This window comes from Pseudooceanicola marinus (assembly GCF_020177265.1).
GTDB lineage: Bacteria > Pseudomonadota > Alphaproteobacteria > Rhodobacterales > Rhodobacteraceae > Pseudooceanicola > Pseudooceanicola marinus_A.
On the sequence record NZ_JAIVMC010000011.1, the window covers coordinates 90,260 to 113,395 of the forward strand.

21 protein-coding genes are annotated in these 23,136 nt (G+C 67.2%); 11 read left to right on the forward strand and 10 right to left on the reverse strand.

The genetic code is table 11. The annotated features are described in order from the left end of the window. Positions 1–146 precede the first annotated feature (146 nt). From LC066_RS18490 to dgcN, 3 genes are all read right to left on the reverse strand, one after another. The gene (locus LC066_RS18490) at positions 147–1,010 is read right to left on the reverse strand and encodes a D-amino-acid transaminase (protein WP_224902145.1); all 864 of its coding nucleotides are present in this window, start codon (positions 1,008–1,010) and stop codon (positions 147–149) included. Positions 1,011–1,330: 320 nt separating this feature from the next. Beyond that, positions 1,331–2,296: an N-acetyl-D-Glu racemase DgcA gene (gene dgcA / locus LC066_RS18495; protein ID WP_224902244.1), complete on the reverse strand. Its 966-nt coding sequence runs from the start codon at positions 2,294–2,296 to the stop codon at positions 1,331–1,333. Positions 2,297–2,359: 63 nt separating this feature from the next. Next, complete coding sequence (dgcN, locus tag LC066_RS18500) at positions 2,360–3,358, reverse strand: N-acetyltransferase DgcN (protein WP_224902148.1); 999 nt, start codon at positions 3,356–3,358, stop codon at positions 2,360–2,362. A 241-nt stretch (positions 3,359–3,599) separates the two neighbouring features. Between dgcN and LC066_RS18505 the strand changes: the two genes are divergently transcribed. Both LC066_RS18505 and LC066_RS18510 read left to right on the forward strand, forming a co-directional pair. Next, positions 3,600–4,562, forward strand: coding sequence for an L-malyl-CoA/beta-methylmalyl-CoA lyase (locus tag LC066_RS18505; RefSeq protein ID WP_222474972.1), 963 nt, complete (start codon positions 3,600–3,602; stop codon positions 4,560–4,562). A gap of 279 nt (positions 4,563–4,841) precedes the next feature. After that, entirely contained in the window at positions 4,842–5,429 is a 588-nt protein-coding gene (locus LC066_RS18510; protein WP_224902151.1) for a hypothetical protein, read from the forward strand. Between the two features lie 28 nt (positions 5,430–5,457). Here the strand turns inward: LC066_RS18510 and LC066_RS18515 are convergent, their stop codons facing one another. After that, complete coding sequence (locus tag LC066_RS18515) at positions 5,458–5,910, reverse strand: Lrp/AsnC family transcriptional regulator (protein ID WP_224902154.1); 453 nt, start codon at positions 5,908–5,910, stop codon at positions 5,458–5,460. Between the two features lie 84 nt (positions 5,911–5,994). Between LC066_RS18515 and LC066_RS18520 the strand changes: the two genes are divergently transcribed. Both LC066_RS18520 and LC066_RS18525 read left to right on the forward strand, forming a co-directional pair. After that, on the forward strand, positions 5,995–6,621 hold the full coding sequence (locus LC066_RS18520) for a LysE family translocator (protein WP_224902158.1): 627 nt from the start codon (positions 5,995–5,997) through the stop codon (positions 6,619–6,621). Positions 6,622–6,628: 7 nt separating this feature from the next. Further along, entirely contained in the window at positions 6,629–7,243 is a 615-nt protein-coding gene (locus LC066_RS18525) for a hypothetical protein (protein WP_224902161.1), read from the forward strand. Here the strand turns inward: LC066_RS18525 and LC066_RS18530 are convergent. Then, positions 7,240–8,094: an AraC family transcriptional regulator gene (locus tag LC066_RS18530; protein ID WP_224902163.1), complete on the reverse strand. Its 855-nt coding sequence runs from the start codon at positions 8,092–8,094 to the stop codon at positions 7,240–7,242. The two genes, LC066_RS18525 and LC066_RS18530, sit on opposite strands and share 4 nt — an antisense overlap. A 111-nt stretch (positions 8,095–8,205) precedes the next feature. Between LC066_RS18530 and LC066_RS18535 the strand changes: the two genes are divergently transcribed. The 3 genes from LC066_RS18535 (at position 8,206) to LC066_RS18545 (ending at position 11,312) form a co-directional block, all read left to right on the forward strand. Next, positions 8,206–9,168 carry an acetyl-CoA carboxylase carboxyltransferase subunit alpha gene (locus LC066_RS18535; RefSeq protein WP_224902166.1) on the forward strand — a complete coding sequence of 321 codons (963 nt, stop codon included), beginning with the start codon at positions 8,206–8,208 and terminating at the stop codon, positions 9,166–9,168. 323 nt (positions 9,169–9,491) lie between these two features. Further along, positions 9,492–9,704 (forward strand): poly-beta-hydroxybutyrate polymerase N-terminal domain-containing protein, encoded by a 213-nt coding sequence (locus LC066_RS18540; protein ID WP_224902169.1) that lies wholly within the window; start codon positions 9,492–9,494, stop codon positions 9,702–9,704. 12 nt (positions 9,705–9,716) lie between these two features. Then, the gene (locus LC066_RS18545; RefSeq protein ID WP_224902172.1) at positions 9,717–11,312 is read left to right on the forward strand and encodes a PHA/PHB synthase family protein; all 1,596 of its coding nucleotides are present in this window, start codon (positions 9,717–9,719) and stop codon (positions 11,310–11,312) included. Between the two features lie 67 nt (positions 11,313–11,379). Here LC066_RS18545 and LC066_RS18550 read toward each other — a convergent pair whose 3' ends face one another. From LC066_RS18550 to LC066_RS18570, 5 genes are all read right to left on the reverse strand, one after another. Continuing rightward, a complete protein-coding gene (locus LC066_RS18550) occupies positions 11,380–12,183 on the reverse strand; it encodes a ChaN family lipoprotein (protein WP_224902175.1) in 804 nt (267 codons plus the stop codon). An 80-nt stretch (positions 12,184–12,263) separates the two neighbouring features. Further along, positions 12,264–13,001 (reverse strand): hypothetical protein, encoded by a 738-nt coding sequence (locus LC066_RS18555; protein ID WP_224902178.1) that lies wholly within the window; start codon positions 12,999–13,001, stop codon positions 12,264–12,266. After that, entirely contained in the window at positions 12,998–14,719 is a 1,722-nt protein-coding gene (locus tag LC066_RS18560; RefSeq protein WP_224902181.1) for an ABC transporter ATP-binding protein/permease, read from the reverse strand. The genes LC066_RS18555 and LC066_RS18560 overlap by 4 nt, the downstream gene beginning before the upstream one ends. Then, positions 14,719–16,974, reverse strand: a complete 2,256-nt coding sequence (locus LC066_RS18565; protein ID WP_224902185.1) for a TonB-dependent hemoglobin/transferrin/lactoferrin family receptor — start codon at positions 16,972–16,974, stop codon at positions 14,719–14,721. Before LC066_RS18565 ends, LC066_RS18560 begins: the two co-directional genes overlap by 1 nt. Before the next feature lie 1,257 nt (positions 16,975–18,231). Next, positions 18,232–18,903 carry a GntR family transcriptional regulator gene (locus tag LC066_RS18570; protein WP_224902188.1) on the reverse strand — a complete coding sequence of 224 codons (672 nt, stop codon included), beginning with the start codon at positions 18,901–18,903 and terminating at the stop codon, positions 18,232–18,234. A gap of 139 nt (positions 18,904–19,042) precedes the next feature. Here LC066_RS18570 and dctP point away from each other — a divergent pair, with 139 nt between their 5' ends. The 4 genes from dctP to LC066_RS18590 are packed head-to-tail and all read left to right on the forward strand — an operon-like array spanning position 19,043 to position 23,121. Beyond that, entirely contained in the window at positions 19,043–20,029 is a 987-nt protein-coding gene (gene dctP, locus LC066_RS18575; RefSeq protein ID WP_224902190.1) for a TRAP transporter substrate-binding protein DctP, read from the forward strand. Next, positions 20,026–20,607 carry a TRAP transporter small permease gene (locus LC066_RS18580; protein WP_224902193.1) on the forward strand — a complete coding sequence of 194 codons (582 nt, stop codon included), beginning with the start codon at positions 20,026–20,028 and terminating at the stop codon, positions 20,605–20,607. The genes dctP and LC066_RS18580 overlap by 4 nt, the downstream gene beginning before the upstream one ends. A 1-nt stretch (position 20,608) precedes the next feature. Then, the gene (locus tag LC066_RS18585) at positions 20,609–21,940 is read left to right on the forward strand and encodes a TRAP transporter large permease (RefSeq protein ID WP_224902196.1); all 1,332 of its coding nucleotides are present in this window, start codon (positions 20,609–20,611) and stop codon (positions 21,938–21,940) included. 5 nt (positions 21,941–21,945) lie between these two features. Continuing rightward, on the forward strand, positions 21,946–23,121 hold the full coding sequence (locus tag LC066_RS18590) for a mandelate racemase/muconate lactonizing enzyme family protein (protein WP_224902198.1): 1,176 nt from the start codon (positions 21,946–21,948) through the stop codon (positions 23,119–23,121). Positions 23,122–23,136: the final 15 nt, after the last annotated feature.

The window sequence follows — 23,136 nt, forward strand, 5'->3', positions numbered from 1 at the left end:
GGGCAGCCCCTCATATGGCGCGAACCGCCTGTTTTTCAAAGCCCCGCGTACGCAGGGGTGAGGCGCATGGCAAAAAGGCGCGGATCACCGGGATCCGCGCCTTCGGGCCTCAGGACAGGCGGCCGGGGCCGCCGGGCACCATCAGCTCAGACGGCGGCCTTCTTCATCTCGTCGAGGTAGATCTCGCGCAGGCGCAGCGACACGCTGCCCGGGGTGCCGTCGCCCAGGGTCACGCCGTCGATCTCGACCACGGGCATGACGAAGGCGGACGCGGAGGTCGTGAAGGCCTCATCGGCCTGGGTCGCCTCCTCGGGGGTGAAGTTGCGCTCCTCGACCTCGTATTGCGCCTCGGCGGCGAACCGCAGAACGGCGGCGCGGGTGATGCCGTGCAGGATGTCGTTGGACAGCTCACGGGTGATGATCTTGTTGCCCTTCACGATGTAGGCGTTGTTGGAGGAGCCTTCGGTGATGAAGCCGTCCTCGACCAGCCAGGCGTCGTCGCAGCCCGCCTTCTTCGCCATCATCTTGGCCATCGACGGGTACAGCAGCTGCACCGTCTTGATGTCGCGGCGGTGCCAGCGGATGTCCGGCACGGTGATGATCTTGGTGCCCTTCAGGGCCTTGGGATCCTTGTCGAGACCCGGCTTGTTCTGAGTGAACAGGACCAGCGTCGGTTTCACCACCTCCGGATCGGGGAAGACGAAATCGCGATCCCCGGCGGAACCGCGCGACACCTGAAGGTAGACCAGGCCGTCGGTGATCTCGTTCTTCGCGACCAGTTCGCGGTGGATCTCCAGCAGCTCGTCCATGGTGCAGGGCTCGGCCATGTCCAGCTCGGACAGCGAGCGCGACAGGCGCTTGGCGTGGCCGTCGAAGTCGATGAGCTTGCCGCCCAGGACCGAGGTCACCTCGTAGACGCCGTCGCCCATCAGGAAGGCGCGGTCGAAGATGGAAACCGTGGCTTCTTCCTCGGGGAGGTATTCACCATTCACGTAGACGATGCGGCTCATGGGCCATTCTCCTGTCTGTCGCGGGATAGGCGCCTGTGCGGCCCCGCAGATACGTCAGGCGCTTCCTAGACCCGCAGCGGGGCGGAAGGCCAGAAATTTGCGTCCCCGGCAGGCGGGGCGATTGGCTGGCAGGTCGCCGGAAGGGAAATCAGCGACCTGCCGGGGATGCCGGGCCCTGGCGAAAAGGGTCCGGCATGTCTTGGCGGGGCTTGCCAACCGGGATGCGCCTACGGCGCGGGCCGGGCGGGACCGGGGCTCCGCGTGACGCCCTCAAACGCCCCACCGGAGCCTTTGCCGCGCCTTGCGGCGCGAACCGGGCGTTACCCCCAAAGCGCCGCACTGGGCGGGTGCACGCCGGCCTCGTCATATTGCAGGGCCGCGGTGCGGTCCTCGGCCAGCAGCAGCGGACCGTCCAGGTCGGTCACCATCGCGCCCTGGGCCACCAGGACCGCCGGCGCCATGGCCAGCGAGCTGCCGACCATGCAGCCCACCATCACCTCGTAGCCCTCGGCCAGCGCGGCCTCGCGCAGCAGCAGGGCCTCGGTCAGGCCGCCGGTCTTGTCCAGCTTGATGTTCACCACGTCGTACTTGCCCTTCAGCTTGGGCAGGCTGGTGCGGTCGTGACAGCTTTCATCGGCGCAGACGGGCACGGGGCGGTCCATGCCGATCAGCGCGTCATCCAGCCCCGCCGGCAGCGGCTGTTCCACCAGCGCCACGCCGAGACGCACCAGGTGCGGCGCCAGGTCTGCATAGACCTCGGCCGACCAGCCCTCGTTGGCGTCGACGATGATCTTGGCGTCCGGCGCGCCACGGCGCACGGCCTCCAGCCGGGGCATGTCGTCCGGCGTGCCCAGCTTGATCTTCAGCAGCGGGCGATGCGCGTTCTTGGCGGCCTGGGCCTCCATCGCCGCCGGTTCGTCCAGCGACAGGGTATAGGCGGTGATCTCGGGGCCAGGGGCGGGCAGGCCAGCCAGTTCCCAGACCCGTTTGCCGGCCTTCTTGGCCTCCAGATCCCACAGGGCACAGTCCAGCGCGTTGCGCGCCGCGCCCGCTTCCAGCAGGTCCTGCAGACCCTTGCGGGTGATGTCGGGCGGCAGCGCCGCCAACTGCGCCTCGACCGAAGCCAGGGTTTCGTCGTAGCGGGCGTAGGGCACGCATTCGCCTTGGCCTGTGTACGCGCCGTCGGTGACGGTCACGGTCAGCACCTCCGCCTCGGTGCGGGCACCGCGGCTGATGCGGAACACCTGGGCCAGCGGGAAGGTCTCTCGGGTCACGTCGATTTTCACGTCGGTCCCTTTCATCGTCGGAAAAGAACGCCCGCCGGGGATCCCCGGCGGGCCTTGATCGGATCAGGCGATCAGCGCGTCGACCAGGTTTTCCGCGCCATAGCGGTAGGGGTCGGTGGCGGGCAGGCCCAGCTCTTCCTCGACCTTGGCCAGGTAGGCGCGGGCGTCTTCCTCGCTCATGTGCTGGGTGTTCACCGAAACGCCGATGACCTTCACGTCCGGGTTCACCCAGGAGGCCAGTTTCATCGCCACGTCGCGCAGGTCCGACAGCTCGGGCAGCTTGTAGTCGGGCAGGCCGCGCATGTGGTCGCGGGTGGGTTCGTGGCACAGCACCAGCGCGTCGGGCTGGCCGCCGTGGATCAGCGCCATGGTCACACCGGAGTAGGAGGCGTGGAACAGGCTGCCCTGGCCCTCGATCATGTCCCAGTGGTCATCATCGTTGTCGGGCGTCAGATACTCGATGGAGCCAGCCATGAAATCGGCGATGACGGCGTCCAGCGGCACACCGTCGCCGGTGATCAGGATGCCGGTCTGGCCGGTGGCGCGGAAGCTGGATTTGAGCCCGCGGTTCTTCATTTCCTTGTCCATGCACAGCGCGGTGTACATCTTGCCGACGGAACAGTCGGTGCCGACGGCCAGGCAACGCTTGCCCTTGCGCTTCACGCCCGAGGCGATCGGGTACTGGACGGAGGGGATGCGCACGTCATGCAGGGTGCGCCCGGTCGCTTCGGCCACGGCCTTCAGGTCGGGTTCGTTGCGCAGCAGGTTGTGCAGGCCCGACGCGATGTCGAAGCCTTCTTCCAGCGCCTCGATCAGGACCTTCTTCCAGGCCTGGGAAATCACGCCGCCGCGGTTGGCCACGCCGATCACCAGGGTCTTGGCGCCGGCGGCCTTGGCTTCGGCCAGGGTCATGTCGGTGAGCTTCATGTCGGCCTTGCAGCCGTCCATGCGGTACTGGCCCACGCAGTTCTCCGGGCGCCAGTCCTTGATGCCTTGCGCCACTTTCGCGGCCAGGGCGTCGGGGGCGTCACCGAGGAAGAGAAGATACGGGGTCTCGATCATGTCATGGTCTCCTGAAGAGGGTTTCCTTCACCATGGGGCCAATCCGTATCAAGGTGTTTGCGAATTACGCGCGCGGAACGGGAAAAGCGCGTGCACCTCCCGATTTCTGACCATAAGTTCGAAGATTCTTGCGCGACCCCGCGAAATCATGCTGCGCTGCAAAATCCGGGTTGTAAACAAAAAGGTAATTTCCTAACCATCAGGAAGCCTTGCACGTAATTTCCTTACCCGGAGACCGATCATGTCCTTCCGCGTCCAGCCTCAGCCCCCGGCCCGCCCGAACCGTTGCCAGCTGTTTGGCCCCGGCTCGAACACCAAGCTCTTTGCCAAGATGGCCGCCTCGGCCGCCGATGTGATCAACCTGGACCTGGAAGACGCGGTGGCCCCCGACGACAAGGAACAGGCGCGCCGCAACGTGACTCAGGCGATTGGGGAGGTTGATTGGGGCAAGAAGACCCTGTCGGTGCGAATCAATGGCCTCGATACGCCGTATTGGTATCGCGACGTGGTGGACCTGCTGGAAAACTGCGGCGACCGGCTGGACCAGATCATGATCCCCAAGGTCGGCTGCGCCGGCGACATCTATGCCGTCGACGCGCTGGTCAGCGCCATCGAGACGGCAAAGGGCCGCACCAAACGCATCGGCTTCGAGGTGATCATCGAAAGCGCCGCGGGCCTCGCCCATGTCGAGGAAATCGCCGCCGCCTCGCCACGGATGCAGGCGATGAGCCTCGGCGCCGCGGATTTCGCCGCCTCCATGGGGATGCAGACCACCGGCATCGGCGGGACCCAGGAAGACTATTACATGCTGCGCGAAGGCCAGAAATACTGGTCAGATCCATGGCATTGGGCGCAGACGGCCATCGTCGCGGCCTGCCGCACCCATGGCCTGCTGCCGGTCGACGGGCCCTTCGGCGACTTCTCCGATGACGACGGCTACCGCGCGCAGGCGCTGCGGTCCGCGACCCTCGGGATGGTGGGCAAATGGGCCATCCACCCCAAGCAGATTGCCCTGGCCAACGAGGTCTTCACCCCGTCGGAAGCGAAGGTCGGCGAGGCCCGTGAAATCCTCGCCGCGATGGAGGAGGCCAAGCGGACCGGCGCCGGTGCAACGGTTTACAAGGGAAGACTAGTTGACATCGCATCTATTAAACAGGCAGAAGTAATCGTGAAACAAGCCGAGCTGATCGCCGCCGGGGACTGACCTGCGGCTCGCCCGGCGAAGCGCCCGCGTGAGGAGGACTCGCGGGCGCTTTCATGTTTGAAGGGGTCAGTCTGCGGGTTGGTCTGCGACAGCCCGCCGCACCCCTTGTTTTCTTGCGCTCTCAACGGTCCTGGCCCCGTGTGTCCGCCCGATTGCGACCGGCGGAACCGCGCCGCCCGACCCAAAGGCGTCTCCTCGTGCTGCGCCCCTGCCCTTGGCTTTCCGCGAATCCGCTATAGGTTCCGCCGCAACGACGTCGAAAGCCGAAAGAGAGACGAGATGCGCACCTTCCGCACCGCCCGCCTTCTGAAAGACCGCCTGCCGGCCGCCCCCGTGCTGGCCGTGCCCGCCCTGGCCCTGGCCGCCGCGGCCGCCGCCCTGCTGGCCTCCCCCGCGCCCGTGGCCGCCCAGCCGGTGATCGAGACCGACACCGCGAAGATCTTCGAACAGCACTGGATGCAGAGCAAGGAAGCCGACAAGAACGGCCTGCTGATGTACCTCGACGAAGAACGCGCGCTGACCGGCGACTACCTGTCGATCCGCTGCGAGGACGGGGTGCGGTCGGTCCGGCTGGGCTTCGGCACGCCACTGCCGCAGGTGGCCGAGGGCCAGGCCGAGGCGGATTTCGCCATTGACGGCCAGGCCACGACCTATCGCCTGGGCTATACCGGCACCACGCCCGACCCGGCGATTTCCAAGGGCGACATCCACGGCTACCGGATGCTGTTTGCGTCCGCTGCCGCGCGCGACGGCTTCCTGGCTTCGCTGCAGCGCGGATCGGAACTGCGGATCGAGGGGCAGGCCCTGCCGATCTCGCTGGCCGGCTCCGGCCAGGCGATCCGCGAACAGGCCGGCTACTGTCGCTGATCCATCTCGGCGGCCCAGCCCGACCGTCCTAGGCCCGGTCATCCTTGGGGGAGCCCATGACCACATAGGTGGTCAGGGCCGAGACATGGGGCAGCGTACCCAGCACCTCGGTGTGGAACCGCTTGTAGGCGGCCAGGCTTTCCGCCTCGATCCTCAACAGGAACTCGCGTGAGCCGGTGATGTTGTGGCATTCGCGGCATTCGGGCGCCTGGCGCATGGCGGCCTCGAAGGCCTCCTGCGCGGACTTGGTGTGTTCCGACAGCCCCACCGTGGCATAGGCGACGAACCCCGCCCCCACGGCCTCCGGGTCGATCACCGCGCGGTAGCCGCGGATCACGCCCGACCGCTCCAGCTCCTGCACCCGGCGCAGGCAGGCCGAGGGCGACAGGCCCACGCGATCGGCCAGGTCGAGATTCGACATGCGACCATCGCGGGACAGCTCCCGCAATATCTTTCGGTTTATCTCATCCAACTTCGCCATTGATTGCAATCAATGGCGATATGGCGCAGCACTTTGCAACCCTACGGCGCCAGATCCGGCATAGGATTGCAATCCTGACAGCCGATGAGCAACGCCATGCCCCCTTTCCTGCCCGCCGTCCCCCTTGAGGTGCTGACCGCGATCTTTCTCTTCTGTTTCGTCTCCTCGGTGACGCCGGGGCCGAACAACCTGATGGTCATGGCCTCGGGCGCGAACTTCGGCTACCGGCGGACGGTGCCGCACATGCTGGGCATCGGAGCCGGGTTCTCGGTCATGGTCGCCCTCGTTGGCCTGGGGCTGATGCAGGTTTTTGACCTCTACCCCGTCGTGCGCCAGGGGCTGATGGTGGCCTGCGCGGCCTACCTCCTCTACCTCGCCTGGAAGATCGCCCATGCCGCCCCGCCCGAGGGCGGTGATGCCACGGGGCGGCCGATGACCTTCCTTCAGGCGGCAGCCTTCCAGTGGGTGAACCCCAAGGCCTGGGTCATGGGGATGAGCGCGATCACCCTCTACGCGCCCGACCGCAACCTGGGCGCGGTGCTGCTGATCGCGGCGATGTTCGGGCTGGTCTGCATTCCCGCCAACTCCGTCTGGATCCTGCTGGGGCAGGAGGTGCGGCGACTGCTGCACCGCCCCGGCCTTCTGCGCGCCTTCAACTGGACCATGGCCGCGCTGCTGGTGGCCTCGCTGATCCCGGTGATCTACCACTGAGGGCATGATGCCCCATTCCGCCCTGCTGCTGCACACCGCCGAGGTCCACGTGGCCACCTTCGACGCCCTGCGCGACGAGATCGCGCCGGGGCTGGGGCTGCGCCATGCGGTGCGGCCCGATTGGCTGGCCCGGGTGCGGGCCGGCGAAGACCTGAGCGAGGACATGGCCGCGCTGGCCGCCGAGGCCGAGGGCGGGTTTCTCTGCACCTGCACGACGCTTGGGCCCCTGGCCGAACGGCTGGGCGGGATGCGCGTGGACCGGCCAATGATGCGCGACGCGGCACGGATCGGCGGGCAGATCCTGATGGCCTACGTGCTGGACAGCACCCGCGCGCCCAGCCTCGACCTGCTGCAATCTATGACCGATGGGCGCAGCACGATCCGCACGCTGCCCCTTCCGGAGGCCTGGCCGCTGTTCGAGGCCGGTGAAACGGCCCGCTTTCATGCCCTTGTCGCCGGCGCCCTGCGCGCCACCCTGGCAGAGCGGGGGGCCGACGTGGTGGTGTTGGCCCAGGCGAGCATGGCCGGGGCCGCCCCCTTGCTGGAGGACCTGGGCCTGCCGATCCTGACCTCGCCCCGCCAGGCGATGCTGGCCCTGGCGGAAGGCCTCGGCCCGACCTAGGACTGCAGCTTCACGCAAATCTCTGTCACCAGATCCTCCGGCGCGGTGTCCATCGGCGTGTTCAGGTAATGCTCGTAGGGCGGCTGATCGGCGGGCACATGGCCCGAGCCGGGCAACCAGCTGCCGAAGAGATACTGGTAGGCCTCGTGCAACCCGGCATAGGGGCCGGTGAAGGTCAACACAGCGGTGCGCCCGCCCGCCACATCGACGGCCTGCAGCCCCTCGGGCAGGGGCATGTCGCCGGGCAGTTCTACGCCCGCGAAGCTCTGCAACTCCGCCTCGGGTTTCGAGGTGACGTCGTCGTAATAGAGCGCCACCATCGCGCCGGTCCGGGCCATCAGTCCGCGCGCCTGCAGGATGGAGGTGAGGCGCGCATAGGCCTGCGATATGCCGAAGTAGCTGCCGTGATGCGGCAGGCCGGCCAGATGGCGGTCGGGGACCTGCCGGATCTCGACAGGGTAGAGGGCGGTTTCGGTGGTCATCGGTCTCTCCTTTCCGGGAGCCTGGGGTGTCGGTCGGAAAGGCGCGGCGGCGCGGAAGCGCACGGGGGTCAGCCCGTAGTGCGCGGCGAAGGTCCGGGCGAAACTGTCCGGATCGGGATAGCCCACGGCGCGGGCGATCTCCTCCACCGGGCGGTCCCCACGCACCAGGTCACAGGCCGCCAGGTGCATGCGGATCCGCCGCACCGCCTGGGCGCAGGTCTCGCCGGTCATGGCGCGGAACACCCGGTGCCAGTGAAACCGGCTCATCGCCGCAACCTCGGCCAGGGCATCCAGCGACAGGTCGCCGGCCGGGTCGGCATGGATGTGATCCATCACGCGCAGCAGGCGCGCCTCGTAGTCTCCGCTCATCCGCTTTCCTTTCCGGCTTCACCCTGCCAGAGGCGTATCCGGCAAATCTTGCCTTATTGCACTTCGCCGCCCGGACCTTCATATAACGGACGACCGAAACGGGAGCGCCAGATGACGAATTACCTCGACTTCGAACGTCCCCTTGCCGAGATCGAAGGCAAGGCCGAAGAGCTGCGCGCCATGGCGCGGCAAAGCGAAGAGATGGACATCGAGTCCGAGGCCGCCGCCCTGGACAAGAAGGCCAGCGACATGCTGGTCGATCTCTATTCCAAGCTGACGCCCTGGCGGAAATGCCAGGTGGCGCGCCACCCCGACCGGCCGCATTGCAAAGATTACATCGCCGAGCTGTTCACCGAGTTCACGCCGCTGGCCGGCGACCGGAACTTTGCCGAGGACCTGGCGATCATGGGCGGCCTGGCGCGCCTGGGCGACCGTCCCGTGATGGTGATCGGCCATGAGAAGGGTCACGACACCAAGTCCCGGATCGAGCGCAACTTCGGCATGGCCCGTCCCGAGGGCTATCGCAAGGCGATCCGGCTGATGGAGCTTGCCGACAAGTTCAACTTGCCGGTCATCAGCCTGGTCGACACCGCCGGCGCCTACCCCGGCAAGGGGGCCGAGGAACGCGGCCAGTCCGAGGCCATCGCGCGCTCGACCGAGAAATGCCTGCAGATCGGCGTGCCGATGATATCCATCGTGATCGGCGAAGGCGGATCGGGCGGCGCCGTGGCCATTGCGGCGGCCAACAAGGTGGCGATGCTGGAGCACTCGATCTACTCGGTGATCTCGCCCGAAGGCTGCGCCTCGATCCTGTGGAAGAACGCCGAGAAGATGCGCGAGGCCGCCGAGGCCATGCGCCTGACCGCACAGGACCTGCATTACCTGGGCGTGATCGAACGGGTGATTTCCGAACCCACTGGCGGCGCGCATCGTGACCGCACGGCCACCATGTCCTCCGTCGGCCGCGCCCTGGAGGCGATGCTGGGCGAGATGGACGGCATGGACCGCAAGGCGCTGATCGACGCGCGGCGGAAGAAGTTCCTGGACATGGGCGCGCGCGGCCTGGCGGCCTGATCGCGCAGGCCCGGGCGGCGGAGGGGGCGCTGCCCCCGTCGCGGCCAGCCGCGACTCCCCCGGAGTATTTTCAGCCAACGTATGAGGCATGGGCGTGGCACGCGGGCGGCGCGCCAGCCGCCCTTGTTTGCCTCTGGGTGGCGTGACGCGGGCCAGCGAAAAGGCGCCCGGGCCAGACCCCCTGTGGCGGGACGCCGCGTTTCGCAAAACTGTCTTGGGAAAGAGCTTGCCCGCAGGCGTCGCGGCCGGTTCTCTACGGGTGAGTCCGGTTGCATGGCCGCCCCCTGCGGCCCGCCGGACACTGGCGGATCCGGGAGGACGGCATGGCAGATTCCAAGGTCATCAAGCTGACGCAGCAACCAACGGCGGATCCGAGCGCCGCAGGGGCGCAGGACGGCACTCCGGGCGCGGCGCCTGCGCCGGGCAAGGCCCCCGGCCCCGGCCCGCATCCCTATGCCGATCTGGACCGCATGGCCCGGGCGGGGATCGCCGGGATGACCGGTGGCCTGTCGCCCTTCTCCACCCTGCAGGCCTGAGGCGACTGGGCGATGAACCTGGCCGCCGCGCCGGGCCGCCAGATCGAACTGGCCGAAACCGCCACCCGCAACGCCCTGAGCCTAAGCGAATATGCCCTGCGTCGTGGCGCGGGGGACGACGAGGCGCCGCCGCCCTTCACCCCCAAGCCCTACGATCACCGGTTCACCTACGACGGCTGGTCGCGCCTGCCCTTTGCCATGATGGAGCAGGGCTTTCTGGCCTGCCAGGACTGGTGGGACCATGCCACGGACCATCTGCACGGCGTCAGTTCCGCCGACAGCGACCGCGTCGGGTTCATGATGCGGCAGGTGCTGGACATGGCTTCGCCGTCGAACTTTCCGGCCACCAACCCCGAGATCCTGGACGAGACCGTCGCGCGCAAGGGGGCCAACCTGGCGGAAGGGGCAGAGTTCTTCGCCCGCGACATGATGCGCGCCCTGACCGGCGCCGAGGGCGAGGCGAGCACGTTGGAGGTGGGCCGCGACCTGGCCTGCACCCCCGGCGAGGTGGTGCACCGCAACGAGCTGTTCGAGCTGATCCAGTACAGCCCCACCACCGACAAGGTGCAGGCCGAGCCGGTGCTGATCGTGCCCGCCTGGATCATGAAATACTACATCCTCGACCTGACGCCGGAGCATTCGCTGATCCGTTACCTGGTCGGCCAGGGCTTCACCGTCTTCGCCATTTCCTGGGCCAATCCCCGCGCCGATCAGGCCGAGCTGTCGCTGGAGGATTACCGCAAGGACGGCGTGATGGAGGCGCTGGACGCGGTGACCCGCATCGTCCCGGGCCAGAAGGTCCACGCCACCGGCTATTGCCTGGGCGGCACCATCCTGTCGATCGCCGCCGCCACCATGGCCCGCAACGGCGATGACCGGCTGGCCTCGATGACGCTCTTCGCCGCGCAGGTGGATTTCTCCGAGGCGGGCGAGCTGCTGCTGTTTGTCGATGAAAGCCAGGTCGCCTTCCTGGAGGACATGATGTGGGCGCGCGGCTACCTCGACAGCACCCAGATGGCCGGCACCTTCCGCGCCATGCGCGCCGAGGACCTGATCCATGCCCGGGCCGTGCAGCGCTATTTCCTGGGGCGCGAGGACATGACCTCGGATATGACGACCTGGAATGCGGATGCGACGCGGATGCCCGCCCGGATGCATTCGGAGTACCTGCGCGGCCTGTTCCTGGAAAACCGCCTGAGCGCGGGGCGGTTCGCGGTGGAGGGAGAGGTGATCGCCCTGCGCGACATCGCCGTGCCGATCTTCCTGGTGGGCACCGAAAAGGACCATATCGCGCCCTGGAAATCGGTCTACAAGATGCGGCTGTTCAACGGCTCCGACCTGACCTTCGCCCTGGCCAGCGGTGGCCATAACGGCGGCATCGTCAGCCCGCCGGGCCGGCCCCGGGCCCATTTCCGCATCGGCCACCGCCCCGCCGGCGCGCAATATGAGGCGCCCGATGCCTGGTTCGCCGCCCATGCGCCGCAGGACGGGTCCTGGTGGCCCGCCTGGACCGACTGGCTGACCGATCACTCCTCCGGTGCGGTGCCACCGCCCGACATGGCCAGTTCACTGGCCGCAGCTCCAGGGCGCTACGTGCTGCAGCACTGATCGGCGGCCCCGTCGCGTCGGGGCCCAGGTGTCCACGGGGCCGCACCGCCCTGGCGGGGACAATTGATCACGGCGGTCCGTCGCCACGTGGGCGCGGGGCAGGTGTTTCGCTGGCCAGCGTGGCGGGCATGACGCACATCGCATCCCCCTGCCCCTCCCGCGCCACGTCACCCGGGCGATGCGGCAGCAGAACCGTGGTCCGTGAAATCCCCAGATCCGCGAGCTGTGCGGGGGTGCCGCCCCCGAACTCCAGATGTCCGCGACCGATGATGCCCACCACGAGCGGCGCGTCGGGGCGCCGGTGGCGGTCTGCCAGGCGACAGGCGAAGGCCCGGTCCCAGGTCTGCTGCGCCCGGACGAACCTGTCGAAGGCCGGATCCTCGGCGGACCGCGCCGCGCGCCCCGGGCGGGCGCCGCCGGTGATGTCGAAAAGATACTGCCGATGCGCCGGGGAGGCCGGGGCGGCGGAGGTCAGCCCCTCGCGATCCGCCTCCGGGATGCCCTCCCACCCCAGTTGGCCGACCTCGCGCACCAACCCGCGTCGGCAGTTCAGCCCGATCATCTCGATCCCGTTGTCGCGCGCGAAGCGGAACAGCGGCATGTAGAGGGCGATGTCGAAGCCCCAGACGGTCCCCCATTCGGCGCGTTCGGCAAAGGTCTCCTCTTCCAGCCCGCCGGCGACCCAGTCCGCCAGCACCGGATCCAGGCGGGCCGGGAACATCTCGAACCCGATGACGATATCCGCACGATGCGCCAGAAGCCCGGCGCAGACATGCATCTGCCAACGGTGATTGCAGGCGCTGTCATGGGTTTCACCCAGCAAGACGGCCTGCCCGCCCGCAGCCTGTGCCAACACCTCGGCGGTGCTCAAGGACCCGCCTCCGTTCGGGTCAAACCACGTACCGGCGCGGGAATTTACGGGGGCCGAGCCCTCGGGCAACACATCCAGGCTCATAGCAGTGTCACCTCAAGCCCGAGGGGCCGTCCCGCGGCATCGAGCGCGCGAAAGTGGTCGCCTTCGCCAGCCCAGCGGTCGACCACCCCGGGATCGAGGTGCAGGTGAAAGGGCTTCGCGATGACATTGACGCAGCCGCCCATCAGCAGCGGTTCACGCTCCATCGCGCCTTCCCAGGTCTGGCGGGCAGCCTCGGCTGCCGCGCCAAGGCTGACCGTCACGCGCATGCGGCGGGCTTCGTCGTAGACCCTGCGCATCAGCACGGCAGAGGGATCGGCCGGATCCACCTCCGCGATCTCGCCGCCAGTATCGCGCGGCGTCACCGGCAGGGCCTCGCGCCGCATCTCCGGCCAGGGCGCGCAGAAGGCTGCCGCCCCCTCCAGCCCGGTGACCGAGAAGACATAGGTGCCCGCGGCGTCCCGGAACTCCAGTCGCGGCAACAGCTTGTCCCGCATCTCGATGGTCTGGTCCAGAACGACGGAGGCGAGCATGCCCGCCGGCAGGTGGACAAACTCGGCCCCGTCGGCATCGCGCAGCGAGAGAGCCCCGTCCCCGGCGGCCTCCACTGCGCTTACATGGCCCAGACGTTCATGCAGGATGCCATCGGTGCGCCGCAGGGCGGTCATCACCCGGTCCATCTGCGGCAACAGCGACAGGAGCGCCAGCGGATCGGCATCGGCAAGGCGCCAGCGGCCCTTTTCGTCCACGGCCCAAGTCACGGAGGCATGTGTCATGCGGTTTTCCTTTCATGAGAGGTTTCGGCCCCCAGTTGCAGGACCCGGTGCCGCCCCAGGCCCGTGGGCACGTCATGAGCGACGCAGAGGATTGTCGCCTCCGGCAGTTCGCGCCGGATCAAGGCCAGGATGTGCTGTTCGCTGTCATGGTCGAGGGCGCTCGTCGCCTCATCCAGGACGATCCATTCGGGCCGGTTGAGCAGCACCCGGGCCAGGGCCAGCCTCTGGCGTTCGCCCATCGACAGCCCTTCCATCGCTGCAGGTCCGGCGATGTCCAGCAGCGGCAGGCGGTGCGCCAGCCCGACCTCCGTCAGCACCTCCCGGATGCGGTCGGTCCCGAAGGCAGCGGGCTCTTTCGGGTAGCTGGCCGCCTCTGCCAGGCCATCGGACACCAGGTAGGGCTTCTGCGGCAGGAACAGCATCGGCGCCTCGGGCCGCCAGATCTCTCCCCGGCCATAGCGCCACAGGCCCGACAGCGCCGCGAGAAGGGTGCTCTTGCCGATGCCGGACGGGCCGCAGAGCCAGACCACCTCGCCCGGCGAGACGGTCATGTCGGGCACGGGATCCAGCGCCCGGCCCTGCGGCGTGAACAGCACCAGGTCGCGCAGGCGCACGGTGCCGTTCTCGCAGGTCCGGTGAACAATCTCCCTGGGGGCCTCCGGCATGGGATCGGGATCGCCGGCACTGGCAAAGAGGTCGTCCAGCCGTTCGGAGACGGCGGCGATATCCGCCAGCGCCTTGTAGTTGAAGATGAACCAGCTCAGCGTCTGGGTGACGCGGCCAAAGGCGCCGGACAGCTGCATCAGCCCGCCGAACGTCACGAAGCCGGCGAAATAGGCGGGCAACGAGAAGAACAACGGCACCCGCAGGATGGTCTGGAAATAGGGGCGATAGAAGATGTTCAGGATCGCCTCCCGCCGGATCAGCCCGAGCCAGTTGGCCCGGATGGCACCGAAGCGTCCCCGCAGGCGGCGCAGCTCCGCCGCCTCACCGCCCGACTGGGAAATCTCGGTCGCATTGTCGCGCAGCTGCACGAGGGTATGCCGGAAATCCGCCTCACGCTTTTCCTGCCCGAAGTAGAGCGGCTTCAGCTCCCGCCCCATCAGGTGGGTGATCAGGCTGGAGACCGCGACATAGAGGAAGGCCAGCCAGACCAGGTAGCGCGACACGGAAATCTCGACGCCGCCCAGGGAGAAGGACAGGACAAAGGCGGTCAGACCCCAGAGGACGACCAGGTAGCTGACGATCGAGACGCAGTTCTCGATCAGGTCGATCGATAGCATCAGCAGCTTCTCGATGAACAGCCGGCAATCCTCGGCCACCCGCTGATCGGGGTTGTCCACCGGACGTGGGGTCTGGCCGGGACGCAGGTGCCAGTAGGCCCTGTTTCCCGTCCAGGCATCCAGCGCCCGGTCGGTCAGCCGTGCCCGCCAGCGCAACAGCAAGCGCTTTCGCAGGTAGTCGGCGACAATGAAGGCCGTCGCCTGCGCCCCCACCAGCGCGAAGAAAACCCCCAGCTCCCGCAGGGTGGCCGGAAGGTCGAGCTGTTCCACCGCGTCGTAGAACCGCCCGGTCCATGCGATCATCAGAACGCTGGTCCAGATCGACACGAAGCCGAGGCCGAGCACCACCGCATATACGACAAGGCCCTTCCAGGCCTGCGGCCCTGAGGCCGCAAGCCAGGTCAGGCGCCAGATCCGCCCGAGTATCCGTTTCATCAGAATTCGATGTCCAGGCTGACCTGAAGGGTACGCCCCGCGCCGGTGGTCAGCTCAAGCGGGCTTTGCGCCGCGACCGCCGTCGACGGCGTGGTGGTGCGCCCGATGGCATCCGCCGTGAAATACCGCGTGTCGAAGACGTTCTGCACCCCGACATTCAGCACCGCGTTGTCGCGCACCCGCCACTTGCCGTAGAGATCCAGGATCGCGTAGCCATCCGGCTTGAACCCGGTCTCGGTGGCGGTCTTCTTGACCTCCGATGCCATGGTCGTGACGGCCTCGATGGACAGGTTGTGTTGCGGCAGGTCGTGACCGAAGGTGACGCTGGCGGTCAGCGGCGCCAGGTTGAAGGGCGTCTTTTCCCCCCCTGCCATCGCACGTTGCTTGCCCTCCTGGTAGGCCAGCGTATAGCCCAGCCAGCTGCGCGGGCTCAGATCCCGGGCGCCCGAGAGTTCGATCCCCCAGATCTCCACCTCGTTCAGGTTGCGGTAGGTGTAGGTGCTGGTGCCGGGAATGTTGTAGAAGTTCTCGATGAAGTCGCTGTATTCCGAACGGAAGACATTGACGGCGGTATAGCCACTGTCCCCTTCGTGGCGCAGGCCAAGCTCGTAGCTCTTCACGTATTCGGGTTTCAGGCCGGGCGCGGGGACCAGCCCGAAGCTCGGGTTGGATTGGAACAGCTGCTGCGCGGTCGGCATCTTGAAGCCTTCGCCATACTTCGCCCAGATCGAAATGCTGTCGGTCACGTGGTACATCGCACCGAGGCTGAGCAGCCATTCCTCATCCTCGCGCACCCGTGGTTCCGATCCGGGGTCTACAACGTAGTCGGCATCGGGCTTCGGATCGATCCTGTAGGTTGCCAGCCGCACGCCCGGCGTCAGCTCGAAGGCGCCGCCGCCGAAGATCATGTGATCCTGCGCATAGAGATCCGCGCGCCGGGTTTCCGCATTGGTGAAATTGAATCCCCCCGCCCGGCTTTCGCTGCTGGTGCCAGCGGTCAGGTTTCTTTCCCGGCTGATGCGCTGGTAGTCCGTATGCGCGATGTCGCCATCGAAGCCGAAGACCAGCTCGTGATCGACGATGCCTGTGACGAAGCGCTTGGTCGCCTGGATGTCCAGCTCATAGAAATCCTCGGAATAATTGAGGATGTTCGTCTCGCGGATGGCATCGCCCGAGGGCGAGGTGTTGTTCTGGAAGCTGAGGCTTTCGTAGCTGTGGGGCACATAGGCGAAGGTCGTCTTCAGCTCGTCCAGCCAGCCGGAGGACGGGGTCCAGCTGTGCTCCACTGCGTAGCGGTCGCGGGTCAGGTCGAGGTGTCGGTCGTAGGCATGGATGATCTCGCCCGTCGGCAGGCCGGTGAAGGAGGAATAGACCGGGCCCAGGCTTTGCTTCTGATCGACATCCGTCTCCCGCCGCAGCAGGTCCGCGGTGAATTCCAGGCGATGGTCGCTGTTGGGGGTCCAGACCAGCTTTGCCAGCAGACGCTCCGAGCTCTGATCGGTCGGATCCAGCTTGTCACAGGCAATCGCGCCATAGTCGATGTTGCGCGGGCAGCCGTAGAAGCCACCGTCCGCCCGCGCGCGGGACCGCTCCACCTCGTGGCTTTCCTCGCGCTTGTAGCCCAGCATGACCTCCAGCCCCTCGGCCAGTCGCTGGGCAAAGATCGCCTCTGCGGTGGTCCGATCGTTGAGGCTGTCGAAGCTCATCCCGGCGCGGGCACCGCGATCGCGCCCCTCAAGGATGTCCTCGGGATCAACGGTTTCCACGGCCAGAAGGCCCCCAAGGGAATCCGCGCCCCAGAGGACGGAGGCCGGTCCGCGCACGATCTCGGCCTGCTTGGTAAAGGACAGGTCAACGTAATCGCGGGTGCCGTCGGTGATCCGTTCCGCCACGCGCGAGCCGTCCACCTGCATCCCGACACGGTTGCCGCCCACGCCCCGGATGGTGATGCCGCCGATCGTGTTGAACGGGTCGGTCGAATTGGTCTGCCGGCTGATCGTCACGCCCGGCTCGTAGCGCAGCAGATCGTCGAGATCGTTTATGTCGCGGCTCTCTATGTCCTCGTCCGTGACGACGCTGATGTTCGCGGTCTCGTCCAGCACCGTCCCCCCGGAACGGTCAGAGCTGACGACGATCGCCTCCAGCTCGGTCGGGGCCTGCTGCGCCAGCGCGGGGCTGGACAGGAAGGTTCCCAGAAGAAGCAGCGCGGAAAAACTGCGCGCGGTCGTGTTGGGGGATGAGTCGTTGCAAGCCATTGAATGTCCCTCTTGCTCGTGTCCGATGGCAAGCGGGAGGTGTCTGGCTAGCTGTGACGCGCCAATAAATCACTGCTTCCGAAAGAGGAACCCCAGGCCGGTCCTTCGTCGGCGCACTGGCTGGATACGTGGCCGAATAGTCACAAACATGAGGCCATTCGGTTTCGGCAGAGCGCCGCGACGATGGCCGGAAACGCCACTGCCCGCCACACGACTCGAGACGATGCATGTAACGTCTCATGGCGAGGGCAGAGGGCGCCGCTCGCAGAAATCGTCCAGTCTCTCGGGCACTTCATCCCGAAGATCAGCAGGCCAACCTAGAGCCGGTTTCCTCCTGACCACCTGCGTCGCACGAACGGGACCCATGGTTTCAAAGGCCCATCCCGGGCTCAATTACCCAAAGAGAAACCTTATAAACCGGTGTAAGCCTTTGACTACATGGTGACCCCGGCAGGATTCGAACCTGCAACCTGCCCCTTAGGAGGGGGTACCTCCCCGCGCAGAATAAAGGAAAGTGCTCAAAAGCCCTGCCCCCAGCAGGCATATGTTCTTGGTCTGTACAGCTTCTGCCGCTCTCTGCAGGTTCAGCGAACCTAAGAGCAAACCCCTATCTGACGCGCCTCGCGCCTTATTCGAACACGGCGATGGCAAGAAATGGCGCACCGGGGAGAACAACGCGGTTTCCTTAACCTGCAACTACTTATCGATCAGATTTTCAAGAATGCGCGCCTATAGTATTCAAGGCTTTACGACCCACCTTCCAATACGTTCAGGCCTCGGAAAGCGACCTCACTCACATATGCGTTCGAAGACGCGACCGACACGCTGAGCACCGCATCAGTGTATTCCCCGATGGGCACACGGCACTAACCGCAGGGGATTCAAAATGCCCGCCACCTGGCGGCCATCGCCTTCATCTCGCGCTGGTCGGCCGAAGCGGTCGCCGCGCAATCCCAAAGCTTCCTTTCGGTGCTGCGCCGAGGCGCGGCCTTCCTGGCCTTACTTAGCTACGGTTTCCTGACCGAACGGCTGGGAACGGGGATCTATTTCATCGGCGGCGCGATCGGCATCGGCGGCGCGGCGCTATGACTGCAGTCGCTCCGCCTCCTGCCGACACGACGCTTCGACGCGGCAGGTCCCATAGGGCCGACCCAGATAGGCGCACCAGCCAACCTGCAACATCTTGCCCGAGGCCCTCAGCGGTCCCCTTCGCCGCCCCGTCAGGGTCCCCTACACCTCCGCAGTCGGCCACCCCCGTCAGCCGTCGCCGCTGTCCTGTGCCATGAGGAAATCGAGGAAACGGTCGTCGTCGCGCACGTGCCGACGCATCTCGTCGGCGGCGCGGGCCTCGTCTCCGTCCTTGAGGGCTGCAAGGATCCGCCCGTGCTCCTCGTGTGACTGGCGCATCCGGTTCATCTTCTGCAGCAGCCAGCGCCGGTAGGGCGACAGGTGCTGGCGCAGCAGGTCCACCTGTTCGCTGAGATACCCGTTGCCGGCGCCGTCATAGATGATCCGGTGGAACTGGTAGTTCAGCGCGTCGTAGTCCTCCGGCCGCCCCTCCGCAATGCAGCGCCCGATGTCGTCATGGATCTCCGCCAGCGCCGCCAGAAGGGCCGCGGACATGCGCCGCGCCGCGCATTCCGCCGCCAGGCTTTCCAGGCTCGCCAGAACCTCGAACATCTGCACCATGCGCTGCTTGTCCAGGCGTCGCACTACGGCCTTGCGGCGGGGGCGCATCTCCACCAGTCCGGCCGATGCCAGCTGACGCAGCGCCTCGCGGACCGGCGTACGCGACACGCCGAAGCGTTCGGCGATCTGCCGCTCGTCCAACTGCTGCCCCGGCGACAGCTGCCCGGCCACGATCTCCTCCTCGAGGCTGCCCGCCAAGCGTGCCGCGATTGTAAGCTCCCTGCCGCTGTTCACGTCCATATGGCCCCCCGCAAATGATCTCTTTTCTAGTGCCCGGAACCTCCCGGGTTGACAAGACGGCATTCCGTCGGCCCTATCCTGGTATACCAAATATAGAGATTGGCGCACCAATCCTTTCCCCAACAGCAAAGAGGTCCCCATGACGACGTTCAAGATGCTCTCCACCTGCGCCGCGCTGGCGTTGACCCTGGCCGCGCCCGCCGCCGCCGAAACGACGCTGCGACTCAGCCATTCCTACACCGACGGGGATACCCGCGATCTCTGGGCCGACTACATCGCCGAACGCGTGGCCGAGGAAACTGACGGCGAGGTGATGATCGAGGTCTTCCCCAACCAGCAGCTGTTCAAGGCGCGCGCCCAGGCTGATGCCGTGGCGCGCGGGCGCCTGGACCTGGCGATCTACCCGCTGCCCTGGCTGTCGGGCCGCGCCCCCCTGGCAGAGATCGGCGCCCTTCCCGGCCTCGTCACCTCGCCGCTGGACGGGGTCGACTGGCGCGACCGGCCGATCTGGCCGATGCTGCAGGAGGCCGTCAGCGGCGCCGGCGTCGAACTGCTGGGCAGTGGCTGGGCCATGGCGACCATCGGCACCTCCGGCGAGCCGGTCATCATGCCCGAGGACCTGGACGGCCATCGCGTGCGCGGCCTGGGCCAGGCGACCGAGATCATGATGTCGGAACTGGGCGCCACCATCACCTCGGTGCCCGGCTCGGAAATCTACCAGGCCATGCAAACCGGCGTCCTGTCGGGCGTGCTGACCATCTATGCCAGCTTCGAGGGCTACAGCCTGGACGAGGTGACCGACCACCTGCTGGTCGGCCCCGGCTTCGTCGGCGCAATGCATTCGATCATCGGCGCACCCGGCCTGGAAGAGAAGCTGGGCGAAGAGGACTACGCCACGCTGAACGCGGTGATCGCGGAAAGCGAGGCCTGGTTTGCCGAGCGCAGCATCGAGGACAACAGTCGCATCGCCGAAGCCTTCGCAGAGGCCGGGGTCGAGGTGCATGAGCTGACCCCCGAGCAGGTCGAGGCCTGGCATCAGGCCTCGCGCGACTATGCCTGGGCCTTCTTCCGCGACGAGGTCGAGGGTGGTGCCGAGGCGCTTGAGGCCGTGGGCGCCGGCGAATGACCAAGACGACCGACGACCTGTCGGGCCCCGCCCCCTCCCCGGGGGGCGGGCTGCTTCCGACCCTGTTCAAGATCCGCGCCGTGATCGACGGGCTGGCAAAGGCCGCCGCGACACTGGCGGCGATCGGCGTGCTGTTCGCCTGCATCGCGATTTCCTGGGCGGTCTTCTCCCGCGGGGCGCTTGGCTGGAACACCATCTGGGAGATGGAGGCCTCGGTCTACACGCTGATCTACGCGGCCTTGCTCAGCGCCGCCTATACCGACCGCGCCGGCGGTCAGATCGGCGTGCGTATCCTGGCCGACCGGCTGTCGGGCCGCGCGGCCGAAGCGCACCGACTGGTCATGGACCTGCTGACACTGGCCCTTTTCCTGGTCTTCACCTGGTCCGCCTGGGACCTGTTTTCCCATTCCTGGTCCACCGGCTGGACCTCCGGCACGATCTGGGGCCCTCCGCTGTGGCTGCCGCAGGCGGCCTTTCCCATCGGCGGCGCCCTGCTGGTCCTGGCGGTTGGCATCGACATCGTGATCCGCCTCTGCGGCGGCCGCATCCCCCAGCCCGACCTCGGCGGAGGCCACTGACATGGACCCGATCACCCTTGCCATCCTCGCCACCGGCCTGCTGCTGCTGCTGATCCTGGCAGGCTTTCCCATCGGCTACTCTCTGGCCGGCGCCACCCTCGTCATGATGCTGGCCGTCGGTGACGCCTCGGAGATCCGCTATATGGCGGAAGGCGCCTTCACCTCGCTCGATTCCATCGAACTGGTGGCCCTGCCGATGTTCATCTTCATGGGCGCCATCATCTCGGTCAGCCCGGCGGGATCCGACATCTATGCCGCTCTCAGCCGGCTGCTGCCGATCCCCGGGGGCCTGGGCATCTCGACTATTGGCGGCTGCGCCATGTTCTCGGCCATCTCCGGCTCCGCCCCCGCGACCGTCGCAGCCATCGGCTCCTCCGGGGTGCCGGAGATGCTGCGCCGCCGCTACCCGCCGCAACTGGCCACCGGGCTGGTCGTGGGCGGCGGCACCCTGGGCATCCTGATCCCGCCGTCGATCGTGCTGCTGCTGTACGGCGTGGTCACCAAGACCTCGATCGGGCAGCTGTTCCTGGCGGGCATCCTGCCGGGACTGATGTTCGTCATCCTCTTCTCGGCCTACACCTGGTTCCGCATGCGGCGCTACCTGGCGACGCTGACGCCCGCCGAACGGGCCGAGATCGCCGAGCTGGAACGCACCGCCGGCACCGGCGGCGGCAGCGGCGCGGCCCTGCGCCGGGTGCTGCCCTTCTTCGCCCTGATCGCCGGCATCATGATCGCGCTCTACGGCGGATGGGCCACGCCCTCGGAAATCGCCGCCGTGGGGGCGCTGGCCTCGATCATCCTGGTCCTGGTGATCTACCGCATCACCGGCTTTGGCACCTGGCAGACCCTGCTGATGAAATCCGTGCGCGACACCTCGATGATCCTGATCATCGCGGCCTTCGCCTACGGCTTTGCACAGTTCCTGTCCTTCCACGGGGTCGTCAGCGAGCTGACCTCGCTGCTGTTGAACGCCTTCCCGAACAAATGGGTGACGCTGGCGCTGCTCTGGGCGCTGATGCTGGTGCTGGGCTGCTTCCTGCCGCCCTTCGCGATCATCGTGATCGTGGCGCCGATGTTCCTGCCCTTCATCGTCGACACCGGGCTGAACCCGATCTGGTTCGGCGTCTTTGCGACGATCAACATGGAAATGGGCTGCATCACGCCACCCCTGGGCATCAACCTCTTCGTGACGAAATCCATCGCCCCCCAGGTGCCCATGCGCGACATCATGGCCGGCTCGATGCCCTTCTTCGCGATCCTGGCGCTCGGCTCCCTGCTCATCACGCTCTTCCCGCAGATCGTGCTGTTCCTTCCTGACTTGATGACGAGGTGACAGAGATGTCCACCCCCTCCCCCATGGCCCGCCGCATCACCGCGGTCCGGGCCCATGCCCTGAACGTGCCCAACCGGATCGAGGCCGCCGGCAAGGTCCGCGAAACCGACCTGTCGGTGGTGATCTGCGAGATCGAGACCGATGACGGGCTGATCGGCCACGGCTTCACCGCCATCACCGAGGAGCAGACCGTCGCCACCGCCATCCGCGAGGTGGCCGCCCCCGCCCTGCTGGGCGCCGACCCGCTGACGCGGGAGGCACTCTGGGACCGGCTGTGCTGGCTGATGGCGCCGCGCGGGCAGACCGGCTACGCCATGCACGCCATCGCGGCCGTCGACATCGCGTTGTGGGACCTGGCAGGCAAGATCCTGGGCCTGCCGGTCTGGAAACTGCTGGGCGGGGCGCGTGACCGCGTGCCGCTTTATGCCACCTGCGGCTTCGGCTTTCTCGACCGGGACGACCTCGCGACAACCGCCCGCGATTGGGTCGAGGCGGGCTTCACCCGGCTGAAGATGACCGTCGCGGGCGAGGCCCTGCGCCGCCGCGATGCGACGCCCCTGGAAGAGGTCATTGCCGAGGACGTGGCCCGCGTCGCCGCGGTGCGCGAGGCCGTGGGTCCCGGTCCGCGCCTTTACGTCGATGCCAATTGCAACCTCGACCCGGTGCATGCCCTGCGCCTGGCACAACGGCTGGTGCCACTGGACGTGGACTTCTTCGAGGAACCGATCCAGCGTAACGACATCGGTGCCATGGCCGACATGCGCGCCCGCTGCCCCCTGCCGCTGGCCGCGGGCCAGAACGAGGGGCAATCCTTCCGTTTCCGCGACCTGCTGGCGGGACGCGCGGTGGACGTGCTGCAACCCAACGTGACCATCGGCGGGGGCTTCACCCAGGCCGCCCGCGTGGCGGGCATGGCCGAGGCCTTTGCCGTGCCGATCGCCAATGGCGGCGGCTGGCCCTTCCACAACGCGCATCTGCACGCGGGCCTCGCCAACGGCGGGCTGGTGGAATGGCACGTGCCGGCCGTCGCCGTCTGCCGGATGCTCTTCACCGACCTGCCCGAGCCGGAGGCCGGCACGCTGGCGCTGACCGACCGCCCCGGCCTCGGTTTCGACCTGAACCACGACGCCATTGCCGAGCTGGCCAATCGTCCCTCCGCCGCCGGCCACGGCAAGGGCTAAGACAGGACTGACGAC